Raw genomic sequence first — 17,003 nt, 5'->3', positions numbered from 1 at the left:
CCCGGACGAGGGTTCGTGAGGCCGCGAAATGCGAGCAGCCGCCCCCTTTCGGGGGCGGCTGTCGCAGTGATTCTTATGCCGGGTAGCGAACGAACGCACCGTTAGGCGTCAGATACACACCCCAGGCCTGCTCGTTCGGGTTCCACACCACCGGGTATTCGCCCGGTACATTCGGCGGATTCCAGGTCGCCGGAAGGCCGTAACCAATCGGGTCATTCCAGTGTCCCGGAGGCGGCGCCCCACGGTGTCCAGGGGGAAGCGGATTCCCCGGCCCGGTGCAGTTGACGCCCGGCCCATTGCAGCCTGGCACCCACGGGTCGTTCGGGTGCGCCTGCGCCAACCCGGCTCCGATCCCGAGCGCACCGGACGTCAGCGCACCGGCGATAACAGTGCCTGCAGCGATTTTGTTCAACCTCATGATGAACTCCTTACCCACCCGCTCAACTGCCCTTTTGGCAGCCTCGCGGTTGTGATTTGTTGTTCGTCACCCGCGCCTTCGGTCGACGTCGGGCAGAGGTCATACCCCCCGGCCGGTTTCCCTCTGCCCCGAGGCGTACCCCACCCCGGGGGAGGCTAAAACCTCCCCCCGGCGAGGGTCAGGCGGCCACCGTGGCGGATTGCGCGACCGGTTCCAGCGCCTGCGCGACGATCTCCGCGACGTCGGTCATCGGCTTGACGCTCAGCGCCTCGAGCACTTCGGCCGGCACGTCGTCCAGGTCCGGCTCATTTCGCTGCGGAATGAAAACCGTTGACAGACCGGCACGTTGGGCGGCCAGCAGCTTCTGCTTCACACCGCCGATCGGCAGCACCCGGCCGTTCAGCGTGACCTCACCGGTCATGCCGACGTCGGAGCGCACCTGGCGCCCGCTGGCCATCGACACCAGCGCGGTGACCATCGTGACCCCGGCCGACGGGCCATCCTTGGGCACCGCACCCGCCGGCACGTGCACGTGAATGCGACGGTCCAGCGTCGTCGGGTCGACACCCAATTCGGCCGCGTGGGAGCGAACGTAGGACAGCGCGATCTGCGCCGACTCCTTCATCACGTCGCCCAATTGACCGGTCAGCTGCAACCCGGGCTCACCATCGGTGGCCCCGGCTTCGATGTAGAGCACATCGCCGCCCAGGCCGGTGACAGCCAGTCCCGTGGCAACGCCCGGCACCGCGGTGCGTTCGGCCGACTCCGGCGTAAACCGCGGCCGGCCAAGGTAATCCACCAGATCGGGCTCGTCGATGAGCACCGGTTCGTCCGCGATCTTGGTCGTCACCTTGCGCAGTGCCTTGGCCAGCAGCCGCTCGAATTGCCGAACCCCCGGCTCGCGGGTGTAATCGGCGGCGATCTTGCGCAGCGCCGCGTCGGTGACGGTGACCTCGTCGCTGGTCAACGCCGCCCGCTCGCGCTGCCGCGGCAGCAGGTACTCGCGGGCGATGGCGACCTTGTCGTCCTCGGTGTAGCCGTCGATCGCCACCAGTTCCATGCGGTCCAGCAGCGCCGACGGGATGTTTTCAATCACGTTGGCAGTAGCCAAGAACACGACGTCGGACAGGTCGAGGTCCAGATCCAGGTAGTGGTCGCGGAAAGTGTGGTTCTGCGCCGGGTCCAGCACCTCGAGCAATGCCGCGCTCGGGTCGCCCCGATAATCGGATCCAACCTTGTCGATTTCGTCAAGCAACACAACGGGATTCATCGAACCCGCCTCGCCGATCGCGCGCACGATCCGTCCGGGCAACGCGCCCACGTAGGTGCGCCGGTGCCCACGGATCTCGGCCTCGTCGCGCACGCCGCCCAACGCGACACGCACGAACTTGCGGCCCAGCGCCCGGGCCACGCTCTCGCCCAGCGACGTCTTGCCGACCCCGGGCGGACCGGCCAGCACCATCACCGCGCCCGAGCCGCGGCCGCCGACGACCTGCAGCCCACGCTGGGCGCGCCGCGAACGCACCGCCAGATATTCGACGATGCGGTCCTTGACGTCATCCAGTCCGTGATGGTCGGCGTCCAGAACGGCCCGCGCCGCCGCGAGATCCGTCGAGTCCTCGGTGCGGACGTTCCACGGCAGGTCCAGCACGGTGTCCAGCCAGGTGCGAATCCAGCCGCTTTCCGGGCTCTGGTCGCTGGCGCGTTCCAGCTTGCCCACCTCGCGCAGCGCGGCCTCGCGGACTTTGTCGGGCAGCTCGGCGGCCTCGACCCGGGCCCGGTAGTCGTCGGAACCGTCGGGTTCGCCCTCACCCAATTCCTTGCGAATCGCGGCGAGCTGCTGGCGCAGCAGAAACTCCTTCTGCGTCTTCTCCATGCCCTCGCGGACGTCCTCGGCGATCTTGTCGTTGACCTCGACTTCGGCCAAATGATCGGCCGTCCAGTCGATCAGGACCCGCAGCCGCTCGGCGACGTCCACCGTCTCGAGCAGCTGCCGCTTCTGCACATCGGTCAGATACGACGCGTACCCCGACGTGTCGGCCAGCGCCGACGGATCGGTCAGGCTGTTGACGTAGTCGATGATCTGCCAGGCCTCGCGCCGTTGCAGCATGGCCAGCAGCAGCTTCTTGTACTCCGCCGCAAGCGCCTTGACCTCGTCGGTGACGTCGGCGTCGTCGACCTCGGTCACCTCGACCCACAACGCCGGGCCGGGGCCGGAGGCTCCGGTGCCGATCTGCGCCCTGCGCTCACCGCGCACGACGGCCGCGGAGCCACCACCGCCGGCGATGCGTCCGACCTGCAGGATCTTCGCGATCACCCCGTGCGAGGGATAGCGGTCCTCGAGGCGGGGGGCGATCAGCAATTCACCGGACTCACTGGCTCGCGCCGCGTCGACGGCCGCCCGAGCGGCATCGTCCAGCTCGATCGGCACAACCATTCCGGGCAACACTGTCGTGTCGGTGACGAACAGCACCGGCACTGATTTGGGTTCAGACATCAGTACTCCAAAGGTTTAGTCTGTTGCGCTCAACCTTTGGCGAATGGCTTTTGTTCCCGGCGGTACTCGGGCCCGCGGTGTGACGTGGGTCAACCTGACTTCAGTTGGCCTTCAATTGGCGGATGCGCGTTGGCGCGCCCGGAAGGCCTGGACCTTGACTTTGTTGCCGCAGGTGGCCATGCCGCACCAGTGTCGGTTCTTCGCCCGCGAGGAGTCGACGTAGAGCAGCGAGCAGTTCGGATGGTCGCAGCGCTTGACGTTCGCCACGTCGGGGCCGGCCAGCAGGTCGAGCAGGTCGGCGGCCAGCGTGGCGATCAGTTGGGGCGCGGTGCCCTCGCGGGACGTGTCGCCGTTGGGCAGCAGCCGCGGCGTCAGCGCAGGTTGCGATGCCTGCTCGTTCAACAGGTCGACATCGCCCGGCTCGGGCTCGCGGCCGTCCAACCGCGCGGTGACAGTCCGGTAGATCGCTTCGCGCACAGCGATCGCGGTCGCCAGATCGTCGTCGGTGACCTCGATGCCGGCATCCACCAATCCCGCCTGCACAGCCCATTCGGACAGCACCGAGGGCTCGGTCAACCGTTCGTCACGAGAGGTGTTGCGGTGTTTCATCGTGCCCGCGAAGTTGAGGCAGGCCCGGCCGCATACGAACCCGAATTGCACGTAACCACCTTGACAGGTTTCAGCCGGGCCCGCAACAGATCGACCGGCCTACTCGACCGGCCCCAACCGCCGCAGCTGCGTGACGTGGGCGGGGGAGAGTTCCTCAAGACTCCGCACGCCCAACAACCGCATCGTGCGCAGCACCCCGCTCTCCAGGATTTCAATCGCGCGGTTGACCCCTGCCTCGCCGCCGGCCATCAGCCCATAGAGATAGGCCCGCCCGACCAGCGTGAACCGTGCGCCCAGCGCGATCGCGGCCACGATGTCGGCACCCGACATGATGCCGGTGTCCACCAGAATCTCGGTGTCTTTGCCCAGCTCGCGCGCCACCGCCGGCAACAGATGGAAGGGCACCGGGGCCCGATCCAGTTGGCGTCCACCGTGATTGGACAACACCACACCGTCGACGCCGTGCTCCACGGCCGCCCGCGCGTCGTCGAGCGTCTGAATGCCTTTGACCACCAGCTTTCCGGGCCACTGCTCCTTGATCCAGGCCAGGTCGTCAAAGGTCAGGCTGGGGTCGAACATCGTGCTCAGATACTCCGCGACGGTGCCCGGCCAGCGATCAAGTGACGCGAACGCCAACGGCTCGGTGGTCAGCAGGTCGAACCACCACTTCGGGTGCGGCACCGCGTCGAGCACGGTGCGCAGCGTCAGCGACGGCGGGACCGTCATCCCGTTGCGGTTGTCCCGGAACCGCGCCCCGGAGACCGGTACGTCCACGGTGGCCAGCAGGGTGTCGAAACCGGCGTCGGCGGCGCGCTTGACCAACGCCATCGACCGGTCCCGGTCCTTCCACATATATAGCTGAAACCATTTGCGGCCCTGCGGGACCGCGGCCACCAGGTCTTCGATCGCGCAGGTGCCGAGCGTGGAGAGCGAAAACGGGATGCCGGCCTTGGCCGCCGCCGCCGCTCCGGCGATCTCGCCTTCGGTCTGCATCAGTCGGGTGAACCCGGTCGGCGCGATGCCGAACGGCAAGGCCACCGGCTGACCCAACACGTCCCACCCGACGGTCACATTGCTGACGTCACGCAGGATCGTCGGGTGGAATTCGATGTCGCGGAAGGCTTGTCGGGCACGCTCGAGGGACAACTCGTCCTCGGCCGCGCCGTCGGTGTAGTCGAATGCCGCCTTGGGGGTGCGGCGTTTGGCGATACGGCGCAGATCCTCGATCGTGAATGCCGCGCTGAGCCGACGCGTGGTCGCGTTGAACTGGGGCCGCTTGAACTGCATGAGCGGGGCCAGGTCGCGGGCTTTGGGCATGCGTCGTTTGACGGCCATGTATGCCACCGTAGTCATTATGGACTCGGCAGACGACCCCTTCGATCTGACACGTTTCGTTGTCGCACAGGAACCGGTTTACGCCAGCGTCGTCGAGGAACTGCGGGACGGGCGAAAGCGTGGTCACTGGATGTGGTTCGTCTTCCCGCAACTGCGCGGGCTGGGCAGCAGCCCGACGGCGGTGCACTACGGCATCTCGTCAATGCAGGAGGCCCGGGCCTATCTCGGGCACGAGGTGCTCGGGCCGCGGCTGCATGAGTGCACCCAGCTGGTCAACCAGGTGCGAGGTCGCTCGATCACGGAGATCTTCGGTTCACCCGACGATCTCAAGCTGCGTTCGTCGATGACGTTGTTCGCGCTGGCGGCCGACGACCCCCAGGACTTCCGCACGCTGCTCGACAATTACTACCGCGGCGAGCAGGACGCCCTGACGCTGGCCCGACTACGCGGCTAAGCGGACCGCAGGATTCGCCAACCGTGCGCCTCGACGGTCACCTCGCCGACGACGTCGCTGGGCGGGGCCGCCGATCCGGCGACCACCTCGGCGCGCGCCGGTCCCAGCTCCGAGAGCACCAGCCGCAACGGCTCGTCGCCGATATTGAGCGCCACCACCAGCGCATCGTCGCCGCTGCGCGTCTCGTAGACATAGTGCCGGTTGGCCAGCCGTAGCGACGTGGTGGCGGCGGAATGGAGCCAGGGGTGGCGACGGCGCAGTCCAACCAGGAACTGGTGCAGCCGCCACACCTCGGCACCAAAGTCGTCCAATGGCAACGGGGGAGAACCGAACTCCGGGCGCACGGCGTCATCGCCGCCGTAGCGCTCCTCTTTGACGGCACGGAACCCGAACTCGTCGCCGGCGTACACGCTGGGCACCCCGCCGATCGTCAGCAGCAGCACCAGCGCGTGCTGCAGATGACGGGAGTTCTCCAACCGGCTGGCGATGCGAGTGACGTCGTGATTGCCGATGAACGTCAGCGGCGCGAAGCTCGCCAGAAACGTGTTGTGACGCTGCAACGCCCAATCCAGCTCGAAGAAGTTGCCGTCGTTGAGGCTGCTCCAGATCGCCTTCCACAGTTCGTACTGGGTGGCGGAATCGAAGGTGGCCTCCTCGACGACCGCGGCATAGTCGCCGTGGATAAGCTCGCCGACGAACCATGCGTCCGGATGCCGCTCGCGCACCCGCGGTAACACTGCTGCCCAAAACTGTTGTGGGACAGCGTAAGCCGCGTCCAATCGCCAGCCGTCGGCGCCCCGCTGCATCCAATGCGACATCACGTCGGCGACGTAGTCGACGACCTCGGGGTTGTCGTGATTGAGGGCAATGAGTTCGGAATGCCCCTCGAAGGTGTGAAACCGCCCGGGACGGCCCCGAAACCAGTGCGCCGCCGAGTCGTCATGCGCGGCATCACGATAGCGGCCGAAGTCCACCCCAACATGGTTGAAGACACCGTCGAGTAGCACCCGTAGGCCGCGGGCTCGGGCCTCGGCGATGAGATAGTCGAAATCGCCGTCGTCACCGAGCCGGGGGTCGATCCGGTAATGGTCGGTCGTGTCGTAGCCGTGTGTGCGCGAGGCGAAGATCGGCCCCAGCGCAACTCCGGATGCCCCCAGCTCGATGGCGTGGTCGAACCACTCGACAAGCCGCCGCAGCCGATGTTCGCCCGGGCCTGCCTGCGATCCCCCGGGCGGCGTGGGAAACGCTCCCACGAAGCCCAGGGGATAGATCTGCCACCAGATCGCGTGCGCTACCCAGGATGCGGCCACCGGCGACGATCAGCCGACGCCGGCAAGTGTCTGCGCGGCCGTGATCGCTTGTGCCACACCGGAAACGATCGCTGCGGCCTTCAAAGCTTCCAGGATCACCTCGCGATCGACACCTGCCTCGCGCAGCGTGTGCTCGTGGGCGACCACGCAGTGCGAACACCCGTTGATCGACGACACCGCGAACGACCACAGCTCGAAATTCGCCTTGTCCACGCCCGGATTGCCGATGATGTTCATCCGCAATCCGGCCCGCAGGTCGTCGTACTTGCCCTCCAGGAAGCCGCGGCCACGGTAGAACACATTGTTCATGCCCATGATCGACGCGGCACCCAGCGCAGCCTGGTACGCCTCGGCGGACAAATTGTCGGCCGCCTCGGCCCCAATCTCGGCCAGCACCTGCGAGTTTCGCGTTGCCGCCGCACTGGCCAGCAACGTGCCCCACAACTGTTCGTCGCTGAGCACGGTGGTCCGGGCGATCGAGCCCAGGTTGAGCTTGAGGTCCTTGGCGTATTCCGGCAGCGCTTCCTTCAGATTCTCGATGCTCATCACGACCTCCAGAGTTAGGCCGAAGCCTTGAGCAGCTCGCCGGCGTTCAGGGTTGGGTCGCCCTTGCGCCAGTTGCAGGCGCACAGCTCATCGGATTGCAGAGCGTCCAGGACCCGCAGCACCTCGTCCACGTTACGCCCCACCGATCCCGCGGTCGCCGAGACGAATTGGATCTCGTTGTTGGGGTCGACGATGAAGGTGACGCGGTCGGCCACGCCGTCGGCATTGAGCACACCGGTGGCCAGCGCGAGTTCACGCTTGATGTCAGACAGCATCGGGAACGGCAGCTTCTTGAGGTCCTCGTGCTGGGCCCGCCACTGGAAGTGCACGAACTCGCTGTCCACCGAGACACCGAGCACCTGTGCGTCGCGATCCTCGAACTCGTCGTTCAGCTTGCCGAACGCGGCGATCTCGGTCGGGCACACGAAGGTGAAGTCCTTCGGCCAGAAGAACACGATCCGCCACTTGCCCTCGTAGTCGTTGCTGGAGATGGTCTTGAAGTAGTCCTCGGGTTGCTGGGCGTCGACCTTCGACAGATCGCCGCCGATCAGACCGGTGAGCTCGTAGGCGGGGAACTGGTCGCCGATCGTGAGCAGTGTCATGTCCGCGTCTCCTTATTTGGAATTAGTCAAGATTAAGTGTCCACCGACCATGGTGCCCGGAGCGCTGCTTGAAGTAAAGGTGATATATCACACTATACTTATTGCCATGACCGATAAGAGTTTTCAGCCGACCCTGGCGGGGTTGCGCGCCTTCGCCGCGGTCGCCGAAAGGCACCATTTCGGCAGTGCCGCAACAGCTCTCGGTGTCAGCCAGTCGACGCTGTCGCAATCGCTGGCGGCCCTGGAGACCGGCCTGGGCACCCATCTCGTCGAGCGCTCCACTCGGCGTGTCCGCTTGACCCCCGAAGGCACGCAGCTACTCCCACTGGCCCAGGCGGTCGTCGAAGCGGCCGAGACGTTCACCGCCGCCGCGGCCGGAACGTCGGATCCGCTGCAGGGCACCCTGCGGCTGGGCATGATCCCGACGGTGGCGCCCTACCTGTTGCCCACCGTGCTGGCCGGCCTCGCCGACCGCCTTCCGTCGCTGAGCCTGCGGGTGATCGAAGACCAAACCGAGCGCCTGCTGACCGCGCTGCGCGGCGGATCCCTGGACGCCGCCCTGATCGCGCTGCCCGCGGACGCCGCCGGACTCACGGAGGTCGGCATCTACGAGGAGGATTTCCTGCTCGCGGTGCCGCCCGGACACCCGCTGGCCGGCAAGCGCCGGGTACCCGCGTCGGCGTTGGCAGACTTGCCGCTGCTGCTGCTGGACGAGGGGCACTGTCTGCGCGATCAAGCCCTCGACGTCTGCCAAAAGGCCGGTGTGCGAGCCGAACTCGCCGACACCCGGGCCGCGTCGCTGGCCACTGCGGTGCAGTGCGTGGCCGGTGGGCTGGGGGTCACCCTGATCCCGCGCAGCGCGGCACCCGTGGAGGCCGCCCGCAGCCAGCTCGGACTCGCGCAGTTCGCGTCGCCGCGCCCGGGCCGGCGCATCGGCCTGGTGTTCCGGTCGTCGAGTGGCCGCGACGAATCGTATCGGCGGCTCGCCGCGATCATCGGCGAGTCGGTCGGCAGTGAACAGCAAGTACGACCGGCCACATAGGGTCATTCGGCAGCGGCTGCCAGCGCGTGGACTACCGCACTGAGCGTTCGGCGGCGCCGACTGTAGGTTTCTGCCTATGGAAAAGGTGATCGCGGTGCTCAGGCGCGCCGACGCGGACGAGGATTGGAGTGCCCGCCAACGGGGTCCGGTCGCGGACGCGCTGTTGGGTCTGGGCCTGCCCGGGCTGGCTGTCAATGTCAAAGACGACGCGGTGCGGCATTCGCTGATGACGCTGACGACGATGGACCCACCCGCTGTTGCCGTCGTGAGCATGTGGACGCAGCAGTGCTACGGCGAGCAGATCGCCAAGGCGCTGACGCTCCTCGAGGCCGAATGCGAACGGCTTGCCGCCTACCTGGTCACCGAGTCGGTTCCGCTGCCTTTTCCCGGCGGCGAACCAGGCTCTCGCACAACGGGTTTCGCCAATATCGCGCTGTTGCGCCGACCCGCGGAGCTGGACCAGGAAACGTGGCTGAACCGCTGGCAGCTCAATCACACCTCGGTGGCCATCGAGACGCAGTCGACCTTCGGCTATACCCAGAACTGGGTCGTGCGGGCGCTGACACCGGACGCGCCGGGAATCGCGGGCATCGTCGAGGAGTTGTTCCCGACTGAAGCGGTGACCGATCTCAAAGCATTCTTCGGCGCCGCCGACGACGACGACCTGCAGGACCGGCTGGGCCGAATGGTCGCCAGCACGACCGCATTCGGCGCCAATGAGAATATCGACACGGTGCCGACCAGCCGCTACGTGTTCAAGGCAGCCTTTGGAGCGTGAGGACCGCACATGACAACACTCGAGGACGCTGTGGCGCTGGCGGCAGCGGAAAGCGGACTGGCGGTGATCTCGACGGTTCGCGCCGACGGAACCGTGCAGGCATCGCTGGTCAACGTCGGACTGCTGCCTCACCCGCACACCGGTGCATCGGTCCTCGGCTTCACCACCTACGGCAAAGTCAAACTCGCCAATCTGCGGGATCGACCGCAACTGGCCGTCACATTCCGCAACGGCTGGCAGTGGGCGACCGTCGAAGGCCGCGCCGAGCTGGTCGGCCCCGACGACTCGCAGCCTTGGCTTGCCGACGCCGACCGGTTGCGGCTGTTGCTGCGCGAGGTCTTCACCGCGGCCGGCGGAACCCACGACGACTGGGACGAGTACGACCGCGTGATGGCCATGGAGCGTCGCGCGGCGGTGCTGATCGTGCCCACCCGCGTCTACAGCAACGGGTGAGCTCAGACCGGTGAGGCGGCGCGGTTAGGCTGCAGCGGTGACGTTGCTGATCGATGACACCAACCGGGTACGAACCCTGACGCTGAACCGGCCCGAGGCGCTCAACGCGTTCAACGAAGCGCTCTACGACGCCACCGCGGAGGCGCTGTGGGCCGCCGCCGACGATCCGGAGATCGCGGTCGTGGTGTTGACCGGGACCGGGCGCGGCTTTTCGGCCGGCACCGATCTCGCCGAGATGCAGGCGCGCATCACCGACCCCGACTTCGCGCCCGGCAAACACGGATTCCCGGGCATGATCGACGCCTTGAGCGCGTTTCCCAAGCCACTCATCTGTGCCGTGAACGGTATCGGAGTGGGAATCGGCGCCACCATCCTCGGCTACGCCGACCTGGCGTTCATGTCGTCGACGGCACGGCTGAAGTGCCCGTTCACCAGCCTGGGTGTGGCCCCCGAGGCGGCGTCGTCGTACCTGCTGCCACAGCTGGTGGGACGGCAGAACGCTGCATGGTTGTTGATGTCGTCGGAATGGGTGGATGCGCAGGAGGCCCTGCGAATGGGCCTGGTCTGGCGGGTCTGCGATCCGGAGGAGCTGCTGCCCGAAACCCGCCGGTATGCCGAAGTGCTTGCCTCCCGGCCGGTTTCAAGCCTGATGGCGGTGAAACACACGATGACAGAACCGATCCGGCCCGAGATCGCGGCCGCAACCGCGCGCGAGAACGCGCATTTCGCCGAGCTGATGGGCACTGCGGCCAACGCCGCGGCCTTGGCCGATTTCGCGGAGCGCAAGAATAGTTAAAGCGACCCCGCGGCTTCGAATTCGGCGTCAACTTGCTTCGACGACTCGATGATCGCCCTCAGCGTCCGCCGGCACCGCCCGCAGTCACCGCCGGCACCACACAGCGCAGCGACCTCCTTAGAGCTGGAGGCACCGCGTGCCACGCATTCGGCCACGGTGTGATTGGTGACGCCGACGCACAAGCACACGTACATCAGCACCCCTTCCCATCACCCACGGTCGCCCGAACACGCCTCATGTTAACCGAGTCTAACCTAAGTAGGTTAGACGAACCTTACTACGGCGCGAAAGAGCATTTCAGCTACTGAGCGCAGCCATACCTTGCTGGAACAATTCCAATGTGCGTGGCAAAGTGCTGCTTGGCCGCACGGGTGAGCCCCAGCACAGCCCACTTGCCGCGCCCGGCTACGACGGCCCCGACCACTGGAGGAGTGATCATGCAAGGGGATCCAGACGTTCTGCGTCTGCTCAATGAGCAGTTGACCAGTGAGCTGACCGCGATCAACCAGTACTTCCTGCACTCGAAAATGCAAGAGAACTGGGGCTTCACCGAGATCGCCGAGCACACCCGCGCGGAGTCTTTCGACGAAATGCGCCACGCCGAGGCGATCACCGACCGCATCCTGCTGCTGGACGGCCTGCCGAACTACCAGCGCCTGTTCTCGCTGCGGATCGGCCAGACGCTGCGCGAGCAATTCGAGGCGGATCTGGCAATCGAATACGAGGTCTTGGCCCGTCTCAAGCCCGGCGTGATCATGTGCCGCGCAAAAGAAGACAGCACCAGCGCCTTCTTGCTGGAAAAGATCATCGCCGACGAGGAAAACCACGTCGACTATCTGGAGACGCAGCTTCAGCTGATGGAGAAGCTGGGCGAGCAGCTGTACTTGGCGCAATGCGTGTCCCGGCCGCCGGGCTCGATCGCCTGACACCGATTTGGCTTCACTGACCCGCGGCGCGATTGCCGCGGGTCAACCCTGGGCACCCGTTAGCATCGAACGCCGACGGGGAAGGCAGGCATGACGAGCCCGAGAGCCACATCCAGCGCGGCAACTCAAGCCAACCCCGTCGTTGCCGATCCAGCGGCCAGCGGTGCGCTGATCACTCCGCAGCGGCGGAACCTGATTTTCGTCGCGATCGTGCTCGGAATGTTGCTCGCGGCTCTGGACCAGACCATCGTCGCGACTGCCCTGCCGACCATCGTCGCCGACCTGGGCGACGCCGGCCATCAATCCTGGGTCGTCACCAGCTACCTGCTGGCGTCGACGATCGTCACCGCGCTGGTCGGCAAGCTCGGCGACCTGTTCGGCCGCAAACGCGTGTTCCAGGCCGCCATCGTGTTCTTTGTCGTCGGGTCGGTGTCGTGCGGGCTGTCCGGGTCGATGGCCATGCTGGTGGGCTCGCGGGCGCTGCAGGGCATCGGGGGCGGGGGCATTACCGTCACGGCCAGCGCACTGATCGGTGAGGTTGTCCCGCTGCGTGAACGTGGCCGCTATCAAGGCATTCTGGGCGCGGTCTTCGGGGTCACGACGGTCGTCGGCCCGTTGCTCGGTGGCTACTTCACCGACTACCTGACCTGGCGGTGGGCGTTCTGGGTGAACGTTCCGATCTCGGTGTTGGTCATCTTCGTTGCCGCAGCGGCCATTCCGGCTCTGGCGTCGTCCACCAAGCCCGTCATCGACTACGGCGGAATCGTGTTGGTCGGCGTGGGCGCCGCCGGCCTGACCCTGGCGACCAGCTGGGGCGGCACCCTCTACCCGTGGGGATCGCCGACGATCATCGGCTTGTTCGTCGGCGCCGCGGTGGCACTGGCAGCGTTCGTCTGGGTCGAAAGCCATGTCCCGCAGCCGATCCTGCCGACCCGGCTGTTCGCCAGCCCGGTGTTCACGGTCTGCTGTGTGTTGTCGTTCGTAGTCGGTTTCGCGATGTTGGGCGCGATGACATTCCTGCCGACCTACATGCAGTACGTCAACGGCGTCTCGGCGACGACGTCGGGGCTGCGCACGCTGCCGATGGTGGTCGGGATGCTGATCACCTCGACCGGCAGCGGCACCCTGGTCGGCAAGACCGGCCGCTACAAGATCTTTCCGGTCGCCGGTACCGCGCTGATGGCTCTGGCTTTTCTGCTGATGTCGCGGATGACCCCGTCCACCTCGGCGCTGGTTCAATCCCTCTACCTGGTCATCCTGGGTGCCGGCATCGGATTGTCGATGCAGGTGCTAGTCCTCATCGTGCAGAACACCTCGAACTTCGAGGATCTCGGTGTCGCCACCTCGGGTGTGACGTTCTTCCGCACCATCGGCAGTTCGTTCGGCGCCGCGATCTTCGGTTCGCTGTTTTCGAACTTCCTCGACGGCCGGATGCCCGCGGCCCTGGCGGCCAGCGGCGCATCGCCCGACGCGGTGAGTTCACCGGGCGCCCTGCATCGTCAGCCACATAATGTGGCCGCCCCGATCGTGCAGGCCTATTCCGAGTCGCTGAGTGAGGTGTTCTTCTGGGCCGCGCCGGTGGCTCTGGTCGGGTTTGTCCTCGCGTTGTTCCTGCGGGAGATCCCGCTGCGCGACATCCACAACAGCGCAGTCGATCTCGGCGACGGATTCGGGATGCCGACCACCGACACTCCAGAACGGATGTTGGAGAACGCGATCGCGCGCATGCTGCGCGGTGATCCTGGCGTGCGGTTGCGCAGCATCGCGATGCGGCCAGACTGTCGCCTCGACGTGGCCGGCCTGTGGGGCGTGATGCGCATCTATCGCTTCGGGCAGATGTACGGGACGGCCCGCCTCAGCGATATCGGCGATTCGATGCGGATCCCGTTCGAGGTCATCGAGCCCACCTTCGCTCGCCTGGTCGCCACCGGCTACGCCCAACGCAACGGCGATCAGATGTGGCTGACCCCGGCCGGGGCCCAGCAAGTCGATTATGTCTATTCGTTGCTGTTGGGCTGGATCGTCGACAAGCTCTCGCGTTCACCGAGTTATCAGGGCCGACCGGACCGCCGCGAAGTGGAAACCGCGCTGCAGCACATCGCCCACCGCGTTCTGGCTCAACGCGATTGGCACGACGACGCGCCCAGCACCGCCCGGCTTGCGGCGGGTGCAGGCGGCAGACACTAGAACGTGTTCCAAGAATCAAGGGGGCGGGCGTACCATCACGCCATGAGCCGAATCGGAACGTTCGCTGACGACGACATCTACAGCTGGGCCACGAAGTCTCCGGACCTCGGCGGCGCTATCGCCAACTTCAGCCAGGCCGTGTACACCAAGAACCGGCTGCCGATGCGCACCCGCGAAATCGCGCGCGCCGTGATCGCCCACGACAACGAATGCACCGTGTGCATGAACACGCGCGACGCCGACGGGCCGGCCGCCGGCGTCGACGAAGAGCTCTACGAGCACGCGCTGGAATGGCGCACCTGGCCCGGATTCAGCGAGCAGGAGCGGCTGGCCGCGGAGTTCGCGCACCGGTTCGGCACCGAGCACACCAAGTTGCGCGATGACGAAGACTTCTGGAGCCGGGCCAACGAGCACTTCTCCGAAGAGCTGCTCGCCGACCTCGCGATGTCGTGTGCGCTCTGGGTGGGGATGGGCCGGATGCTGCGGACCCTCGACATCGGCCAGACCTGCATGCTGACCCTGCCGAGCCGGGCGTAACCGCCGAGCGCACGCCGCCATGAGACCCGCGCCCCTTCCCGCGGCGGCGATCGCCCAACTGGAAGCCGGGGGCGTCGACACCGTCGTCGGCACCGTCGTGAACCCCGCCGGGCTGACGCTCGCCAAGACGGTGCCGGTCCAGCAGACCAGCACCTTCGCCGGTCCCGGTCTGGGCGCCAGTCCCTCCTGGCACGCCTTCGCCATCGACCAGACGGGCATCGCGTTCACCGACGACGTCAACGTGATCGGCGACCAGCGGATCCGCATCGACGTGTCCGCGCTGCGCATCATCGGCGACGGGGTGGCCTGGGCGCCCGCCGAGTTCTACGAGCAGGACGGCGCACCGGTTCCCGCGTGCGCCCGGGGGACACTGAGCCGGATCGAAACACTGCTCGGCTCGCCCGGCATCGAGATGGCCGCGTCCGTCGGTCACGAAATCGAATTCGTCCTGGTCGATGCCGACGGTCACCGATTGCCGTCGACGTTGTGGGCGCAGTACGGCCTGGCCGGGGTCCTCGAGTACGAAGGATTCGTTCGCGACGTGATCGCTGCCGCCACGACGGCCGGCGTTGGGATCGAGCAGTTCCATGCCGAGTACGGTGCCAACCAGTTCGAGATCTCGCTGACGCCACTGACCCCGGTTGCCGCCGCGGACCAGCTGGTGCTGACCCGGATCATCATCGCCCGGGCCGCTCGCCGCCATGGGCTGCGCGTCAGCCTGTCCCCGGTACCCTTCGCCGGCGGCGTGGGATGCGGTGCACACCAGCACTTCTCGCTGAGCATTCCCGGTGAGCCGATCTTTTCCGGCGGGAACGGCGCGGCGGGCATGGCCGCGGCGGGGGAGGCGGCGGTGGCCGGGGTGTTGCGCGGATTGCCGGAGGCCCAGGGCGTCCTGTGCGGATCCATCGTGTCGGGTTTGCGGATGCGCCCGGGCAACTGGGCGGGAGCGTACGCCTGCTGGGGCACCGAGAACCGCGAAGCCGCAGTGCGATTCGTCAAGGACGGTCCCGGCTCGGTGTACGGCGCCAATGTCGAGGTTAAAGTTGTCGATCCGTCGGCGAACCCCTACCTCGCCTCCGCCGCGATTCTCGGGCTGGCCCTGGACGGCAATATTCACGAGGCGGTGCTGCCACCCGAAGCCGAGATCGACCCGGCCAAGCTGTCCGACGCGGACCGCGACGCTGCCGGCATCGTGCGCCTGCCCGCTGATCAAGCCGAAGTAATTGCGGCGCTGGATAATTCGAAACTGATGCGTTCTATCCTGGGCGATGCCGCTGTCGACATGGTCGTCGCGGTCCGGCGCCTGGAACACGAGCGCTACGGCGACCTGGGCCCTGAGCAGCTGGCCGACAAATTCCGGATGGCGTGGAGCCTCTAGCGGTGATTGACTCGCCGGCTCTCGCCGACCACATCGGCGAAGTGGCATTGATCGACCACCACGTCCACGGCTGCTGGTTGGAGCCGGGGGATCTGCGGCGGTTCGAGAATGCCCTCAACGAGGCCAATACCGAGACCCTGACGGGCTCGGGTTTCGACTCACAGCTGGGTTTCGCGCTGCGTGCCCACTGTGGCCCCATCCTCGAATTGCCGAAACACGTTGATCCACAGGTCTATTGGGAGCGCCGCAGCGCATTCACCGAAAGTGAGCTAGCGCGGCTGTTTCTGCCCGCCGCCGGAGTGAGCGATTGGCTGGTGGACACCGGATTAGGCGCCGGCACAACAGACATCTCGCAATTGTGCGCACTGTCCGGAAATCGTGTACACGAGATCGTTCGCCTCGAGCAGGTGGCCGAGCAGGCCGCACGGGCGCCCGGCGATTATGCGTCGGCATTTACCGAGATCTTGCACGAACGTGCCGCCGGTGCCGTTGCCACAAAGTCGATCCTGGCCTACCGCGGCGGTTTCGACGGCGACCTGTCCGAGCCACGCCCGGCCGAAGTAGTTCAGGCCGCGCAGCGGTGGCGTGACCTCGGCGGAACCCGGCTACAGGATCGAGTTCTACTGCGTTTCGGGTTGCACCAGGCGTTACGCCTCGGCAAGCCGCTGCAATTCCACGTCGGGTTCGGCGACCGCGACTGCGACCTGCACAAAGCCAATCCGCTATACCTGCTCGACTTCCTGCGTCAATCCGGAGGCACCCCGGTCATGTTGCTGCACTGCTACCCCTACGAGCGCGAGGCGGGCTACCTCGCCCAGGCTTTCAACAACGTCTATCTCGACGGTGGGTTGAGCATCAACTACCTGGGCGCTCGGGCGTCGGCGTTGATCGCCCGTCTGCTGGAGATGGCACCGTTTCACAAGATCCTTTATTCGTCGGACGGTTTCGGGCCGGCAGAACTGCACTATTTGGGCGCAGCGTTGTGGCGCAAGGGTATTCACCGCGTTCTGAGCGGATTTGTCGCCGACGGCGAATGGTGCGAACGCGATGCAATGCGCGTTGTCGATCTGATTTCCCACGAGAACGCCGCCCGTGTCTATCGGCTCGACGACGCTGCCGGTCACTGAAACTAGAA

18 protein-coding genes are annotated in these 17,003 nt (G+C 66.3%); 10 read left to right on the top strand and 8 right to left on the bottom strand.

Annotated features, from left to right (window positions below; genetic code table 11):
• Positions 1-73: 73 nt before the first annotated feature.
• The 4 genes from ACAG21_RS17675 to ACAG21_RS17660 form a co-directional block, all read right to left on the bottom strand.
• Complete coding sequence (locus ACAG21_RS17675; RefSeq protein WP_370497552.1) at positions 74-418, bottom strand: hypothetical protein; 345 nt, start codon at positions 416-418, stop codon at positions 74-76.
• A gap of 178 nt (positions 419-596) precedes the next feature.
• Positions 597-2,915 (bottom strand): endopeptidase La, encoded by a 2,319-nt coding sequence (lon, locus tag ACAG21_RS17670; protein ID WP_370497551.1) that lies wholly within the window; start codon positions 2,913-2,915, stop codon positions 597-599.
• 111 nt (positions 2,916-3,026) lie between these two features.
• Entirely contained in the window at positions 3,027-3,575 is a 549-nt protein-coding gene (locus ACAG21_RS17665; protein ID WP_370497550.1) for an ABATE domain-containing protein, read from the bottom strand.
• Positions 3,576-3,623: 48 nt separating this feature from the next.
• A complete protein-coding gene (locus ACAG21_RS17660) occupies positions 3,624-4,859 on the bottom strand; it encodes an alpha-hydroxy-acid oxidizing protein (protein ID WP_370497549.1) in 1,236 nt (411 codons plus the stop codon).
• 19 nt (positions 4,860-4,878) lie between these two features.
• On the opposite strand from ACAG21_RS17660, the gene ACAG21_RS17655 reads away from it, so the two are divergent.
• Positions 4,879-5,313, top strand: a complete 435-nt coding sequence (locus ACAG21_RS17655; RefSeq protein WP_370497548.1) for a DUF1810 domain-containing protein — start codon at positions 4,879-4,881, stop codon at positions 5,311-5,313.
• On the opposite strand, the gene ACAG21_RS17650 is transcribed toward ACAG21_RS17655, so the two are convergent.
• From ACAG21_RS17650 to ACAG21_RS17640, 3 genes are read right to left on the bottom strand one after another with little or no spacing between them, the layout of a single operon-like run.
• Positions 5,310-6,623: an alpha-amylase family protein gene (locus tag ACAG21_RS17650; RefSeq protein WP_370497547.1), complete on the bottom strand. Its 1,314-nt coding sequence runs from the start codon at positions 6,621-6,623 to the stop codon at positions 5,310-5,312. The genes ACAG21_RS17655 and ACAG21_RS17650 overlap by 4 nt on opposite strands.
• A gap of 9 nt (positions 6,624-6,632) precedes the next feature.
• Complete coding sequence (locus ACAG21_RS17645) at positions 6,633-7,169, bottom strand: alkyl hydroperoxide reductase (protein ID WP_370497546.1); 537 nt, start codon at positions 7,167-7,169, stop codon at positions 6,633-6,635.
• 14 nt (positions 7,170-7,183) lie between these two features.
• Positions 7,184-7,771 (bottom strand): peroxiredoxin, encoded by a 588-nt coding sequence (locus tag ACAG21_RS17640; protein ID WP_370497545.1) that lies wholly within the window; start codon positions 7,769-7,771, stop codon positions 7,184-7,186.
• 106 nt (positions 7,772-7,877) lie between these two features.
• Between ACAG21_RS17640 and ACAG21_RS17635 the strand changes: the two genes are divergently transcribed.
• From ACAG21_RS17635 to ACAG21_RS17620, 4 genes are all read left to right on the top strand, one after another.
• On the top strand, positions 7,878-8,813 hold the full coding sequence (locus ACAG21_RS17635) for a hydrogen peroxide-inducible genes activator (protein ID WP_370497544.1): 936 nt from the start codon (positions 7,878-7,880) through the stop codon (positions 8,811-8,813).
• Positions 8,814-8,889: 76 nt separating this feature from the next.
• Positions 8,890-9,591, top strand: a complete 702-nt coding sequence (locus ACAG21_RS17630; protein ID WP_370497543.1) for a hypothetical protein — start codon at positions 8,890-8,892, stop codon at positions 9,589-9,591.
• A gap of 9 nt (positions 9,592-9,600) precedes the next feature.
• Positions 9,601-10,044, top strand: coding sequence for a TIGR03618 family F420-dependent PPOX class oxidoreductase (locus ACAG21_RS17625; RefSeq protein WP_370497542.1), 444 nt, complete (start codon positions 9,601-9,603; stop codon positions 10,042-10,044).
• Between the two features lie 37 nt (positions 10,045-10,081).
• Entirely contained in the window at positions 10,082-10,840 is a 759-nt protein-coding gene (locus ACAG21_RS17620; RefSeq protein WP_370497541.1) for an enoyl-CoA hydratase/isomerase family protein, read from the top strand.
• On the opposite strand, the gene ACAG21_RS17615 is transcribed toward ACAG21_RS17620, so the two are convergent.
• The gene (locus ACAG21_RS17615; protein ID WP_370497540.1) at positions 10,837-11,034 is read right to left on the bottom strand and encodes a bacterioferritin-associated ferredoxin; all 198 of its coding nucleotides are present in this window, start codon (positions 11,032-11,034) and stop codon (positions 10,837-10,839) included. The two genes, ACAG21_RS17620 and ACAG21_RS17615, sit on opposite strands and share 4 nt — an antisense overlap.
• Positions 11,035-11,277: 243 nt before the next feature.
• Here ACAG21_RS17615 and bfr point away from each other — a divergent pair, with 243 nt between their 5' ends.
• The 5 genes from bfr (at position 11,278) to ACAG21_RS17590 (ending at position 16,995) form a co-directional block, all read left to right on the top strand.
• Positions 11,278-11,766: a bacterioferritin gene (bfr, locus tag ACAG21_RS17610; protein ID WP_096291151.1), complete on the top strand. Its 489-nt coding sequence runs from the start codon at positions 11,278-11,280 to the stop codon at positions 11,764-11,766.
• 90 nt (positions 11,767-11,856) lie between these two features.
• A complete protein-coding gene (locus tag ACAG21_RS17605; protein ID WP_370497539.1) occupies positions 11,857-13,953 on the top strand; it encodes an MDR family MFS transporter in 2,097 nt (698 codons plus the stop codon).
• Positions 13,954-13,995: 42 nt separating this feature from the next.
• Positions 13,996-14,490 carry a carboxymuconolactone decarboxylase family protein gene (locus tag ACAG21_RS17600; protein ID WP_370497538.1) on the top strand — a complete coding sequence of 165 codons (495 nt, stop codon included), beginning with the start codon at positions 13,996-13,998 and terminating at the stop codon, positions 14,488-14,490.
• Positions 14,491-14,509: 19 nt separating this feature from the next.
• Positions 14,510-15,868, top strand: coding sequence for a glutamine synthetase (locus tag ACAG21_RS17595; RefSeq protein ID WP_370497537.1), 1,359 nt, complete (start codon positions 14,510-14,512; stop codon positions 15,866-15,868).
• 2 nt (positions 15,869-15,870) lie between these two features.
• Positions 15,871-16,995: an amidohydrolase family protein gene (locus tag ACAG21_RS17590; protein ID WP_370497536.1), complete on the top strand. Its 1,125-nt coding sequence runs from the start codon at positions 15,871-15,873 to the stop codon at positions 16,993-16,995.
• Positions 16,996-17,003 lie beyond the last annotated feature (8 nt).

The sequence above is a fragment of the Mycobacterium sp. pR1184 genome (assembly GCF_041287235.1).
In the GTDB taxonomy this organism is placed as follows: Bacteria; Actinomycetota; Actinomycetes; order Mycobacteriales; family Mycobacteriaceae; genus Mycobacterium.
This window is presented reverse-complemented; position numbering and strand designations above follow the sequence as displayed.

Bases quoted from the DNA above. Each gene is read 5' to 3' on its own strand.
- ACAG21_RS17675 (WP_370497552.1), bottom strand. From the start codon at position 418: ATGAGGTTGAACAAAATCGCTGCAGGCACTGTTATCGCCGGTGCGCTG.
- lon (WP_370497551.1), bottom strand. From the start codon at position 2,915: ATGTCTGAACCCAAATCAGTGCCGGTGCTGTTCGTCACCGACACGACA.
- ACAG21_RS17660 (WP_370497549.1), bottom strand. From the start codon at position 4,859: ATGGCCGTCAAACGACGCATGCCCAAAGCCCGCGACCTGGCCCCGCTC.
- ACAG21_RS17655 (WP_370497548.1), top strand. From the start codon at position 4,879: ATGGACTCGGCAGACGACCCCTTCGATCTGACACGTTTCGTTGTCGCA.
- ACAG21_RS17645 (WP_370497546.1), bottom strand. From the start codon at position 7,169: ATGAGCATCGAGAATCTGAAGGAAGCGCTGCCGGAATACGCCAAGGAC.
- ACAG21_RS17640 (WP_370497545.1), bottom strand. From the start codon at position 7,771: ATGACACTGCTCACGATCGGCGACCAGTTCCCCGCCTACGAGCTCACC.
- ACAG21_RS17635 (WP_370497544.1), top strand. From the start codon at position 7,878: ATGACCGATAAGAGTTTTCAGCCGACCCTGGCGGGGTTGCGCGCCTTC.
- ACAG21_RS17630 (WP_370497543.1), top strand. From the start codon at position 8,890: ATGGAAAAGGTGATCGCGGTGCTCAGGCGCGCCGACGCGGACGAGGAT.
- ACAG21_RS17625 (WP_370497542.1), top strand. From the start codon at position 9,601: ATGACAACACTCGAGGACGCTGTGGCGCTGGCGGCAGCGGAAAGCGGA.
- ACAG21_RS17615 (WP_370497540.1), bottom strand. From the start codon at position 11,034: ATGTACGTGTGCTTGTGCGTCGGCGTCACCAATCACACCGTGGCCGAA.
- bfr (WP_096291151.1), top strand. From the start codon at position 11,278: ATGCAAGGGGATCCAGACGTTCTGCGTCTGCTCAATGAGCAGTTGACC.
- ACAG21_RS17605 (WP_370497539.1), top strand. From the start codon at position 11,857: ATGACGAGCCCGAGAGCCACATCCAGCGCGGCAACTCAAGCCAACCCC.
- ACAG21_RS17600 (WP_370497538.1), top strand. From the start codon at position 13,996: ATGAGCCGAATCGGAACGTTCGCTGACGACGACATCTACAGCTGGGCC.
- ACAG21_RS17595 (WP_370497537.1), top strand. From the start codon at position 14,510: ATGAGACCCGCGCCCCTTCCCGCGGCGGCGATCGCCCAACTGGAAGCC.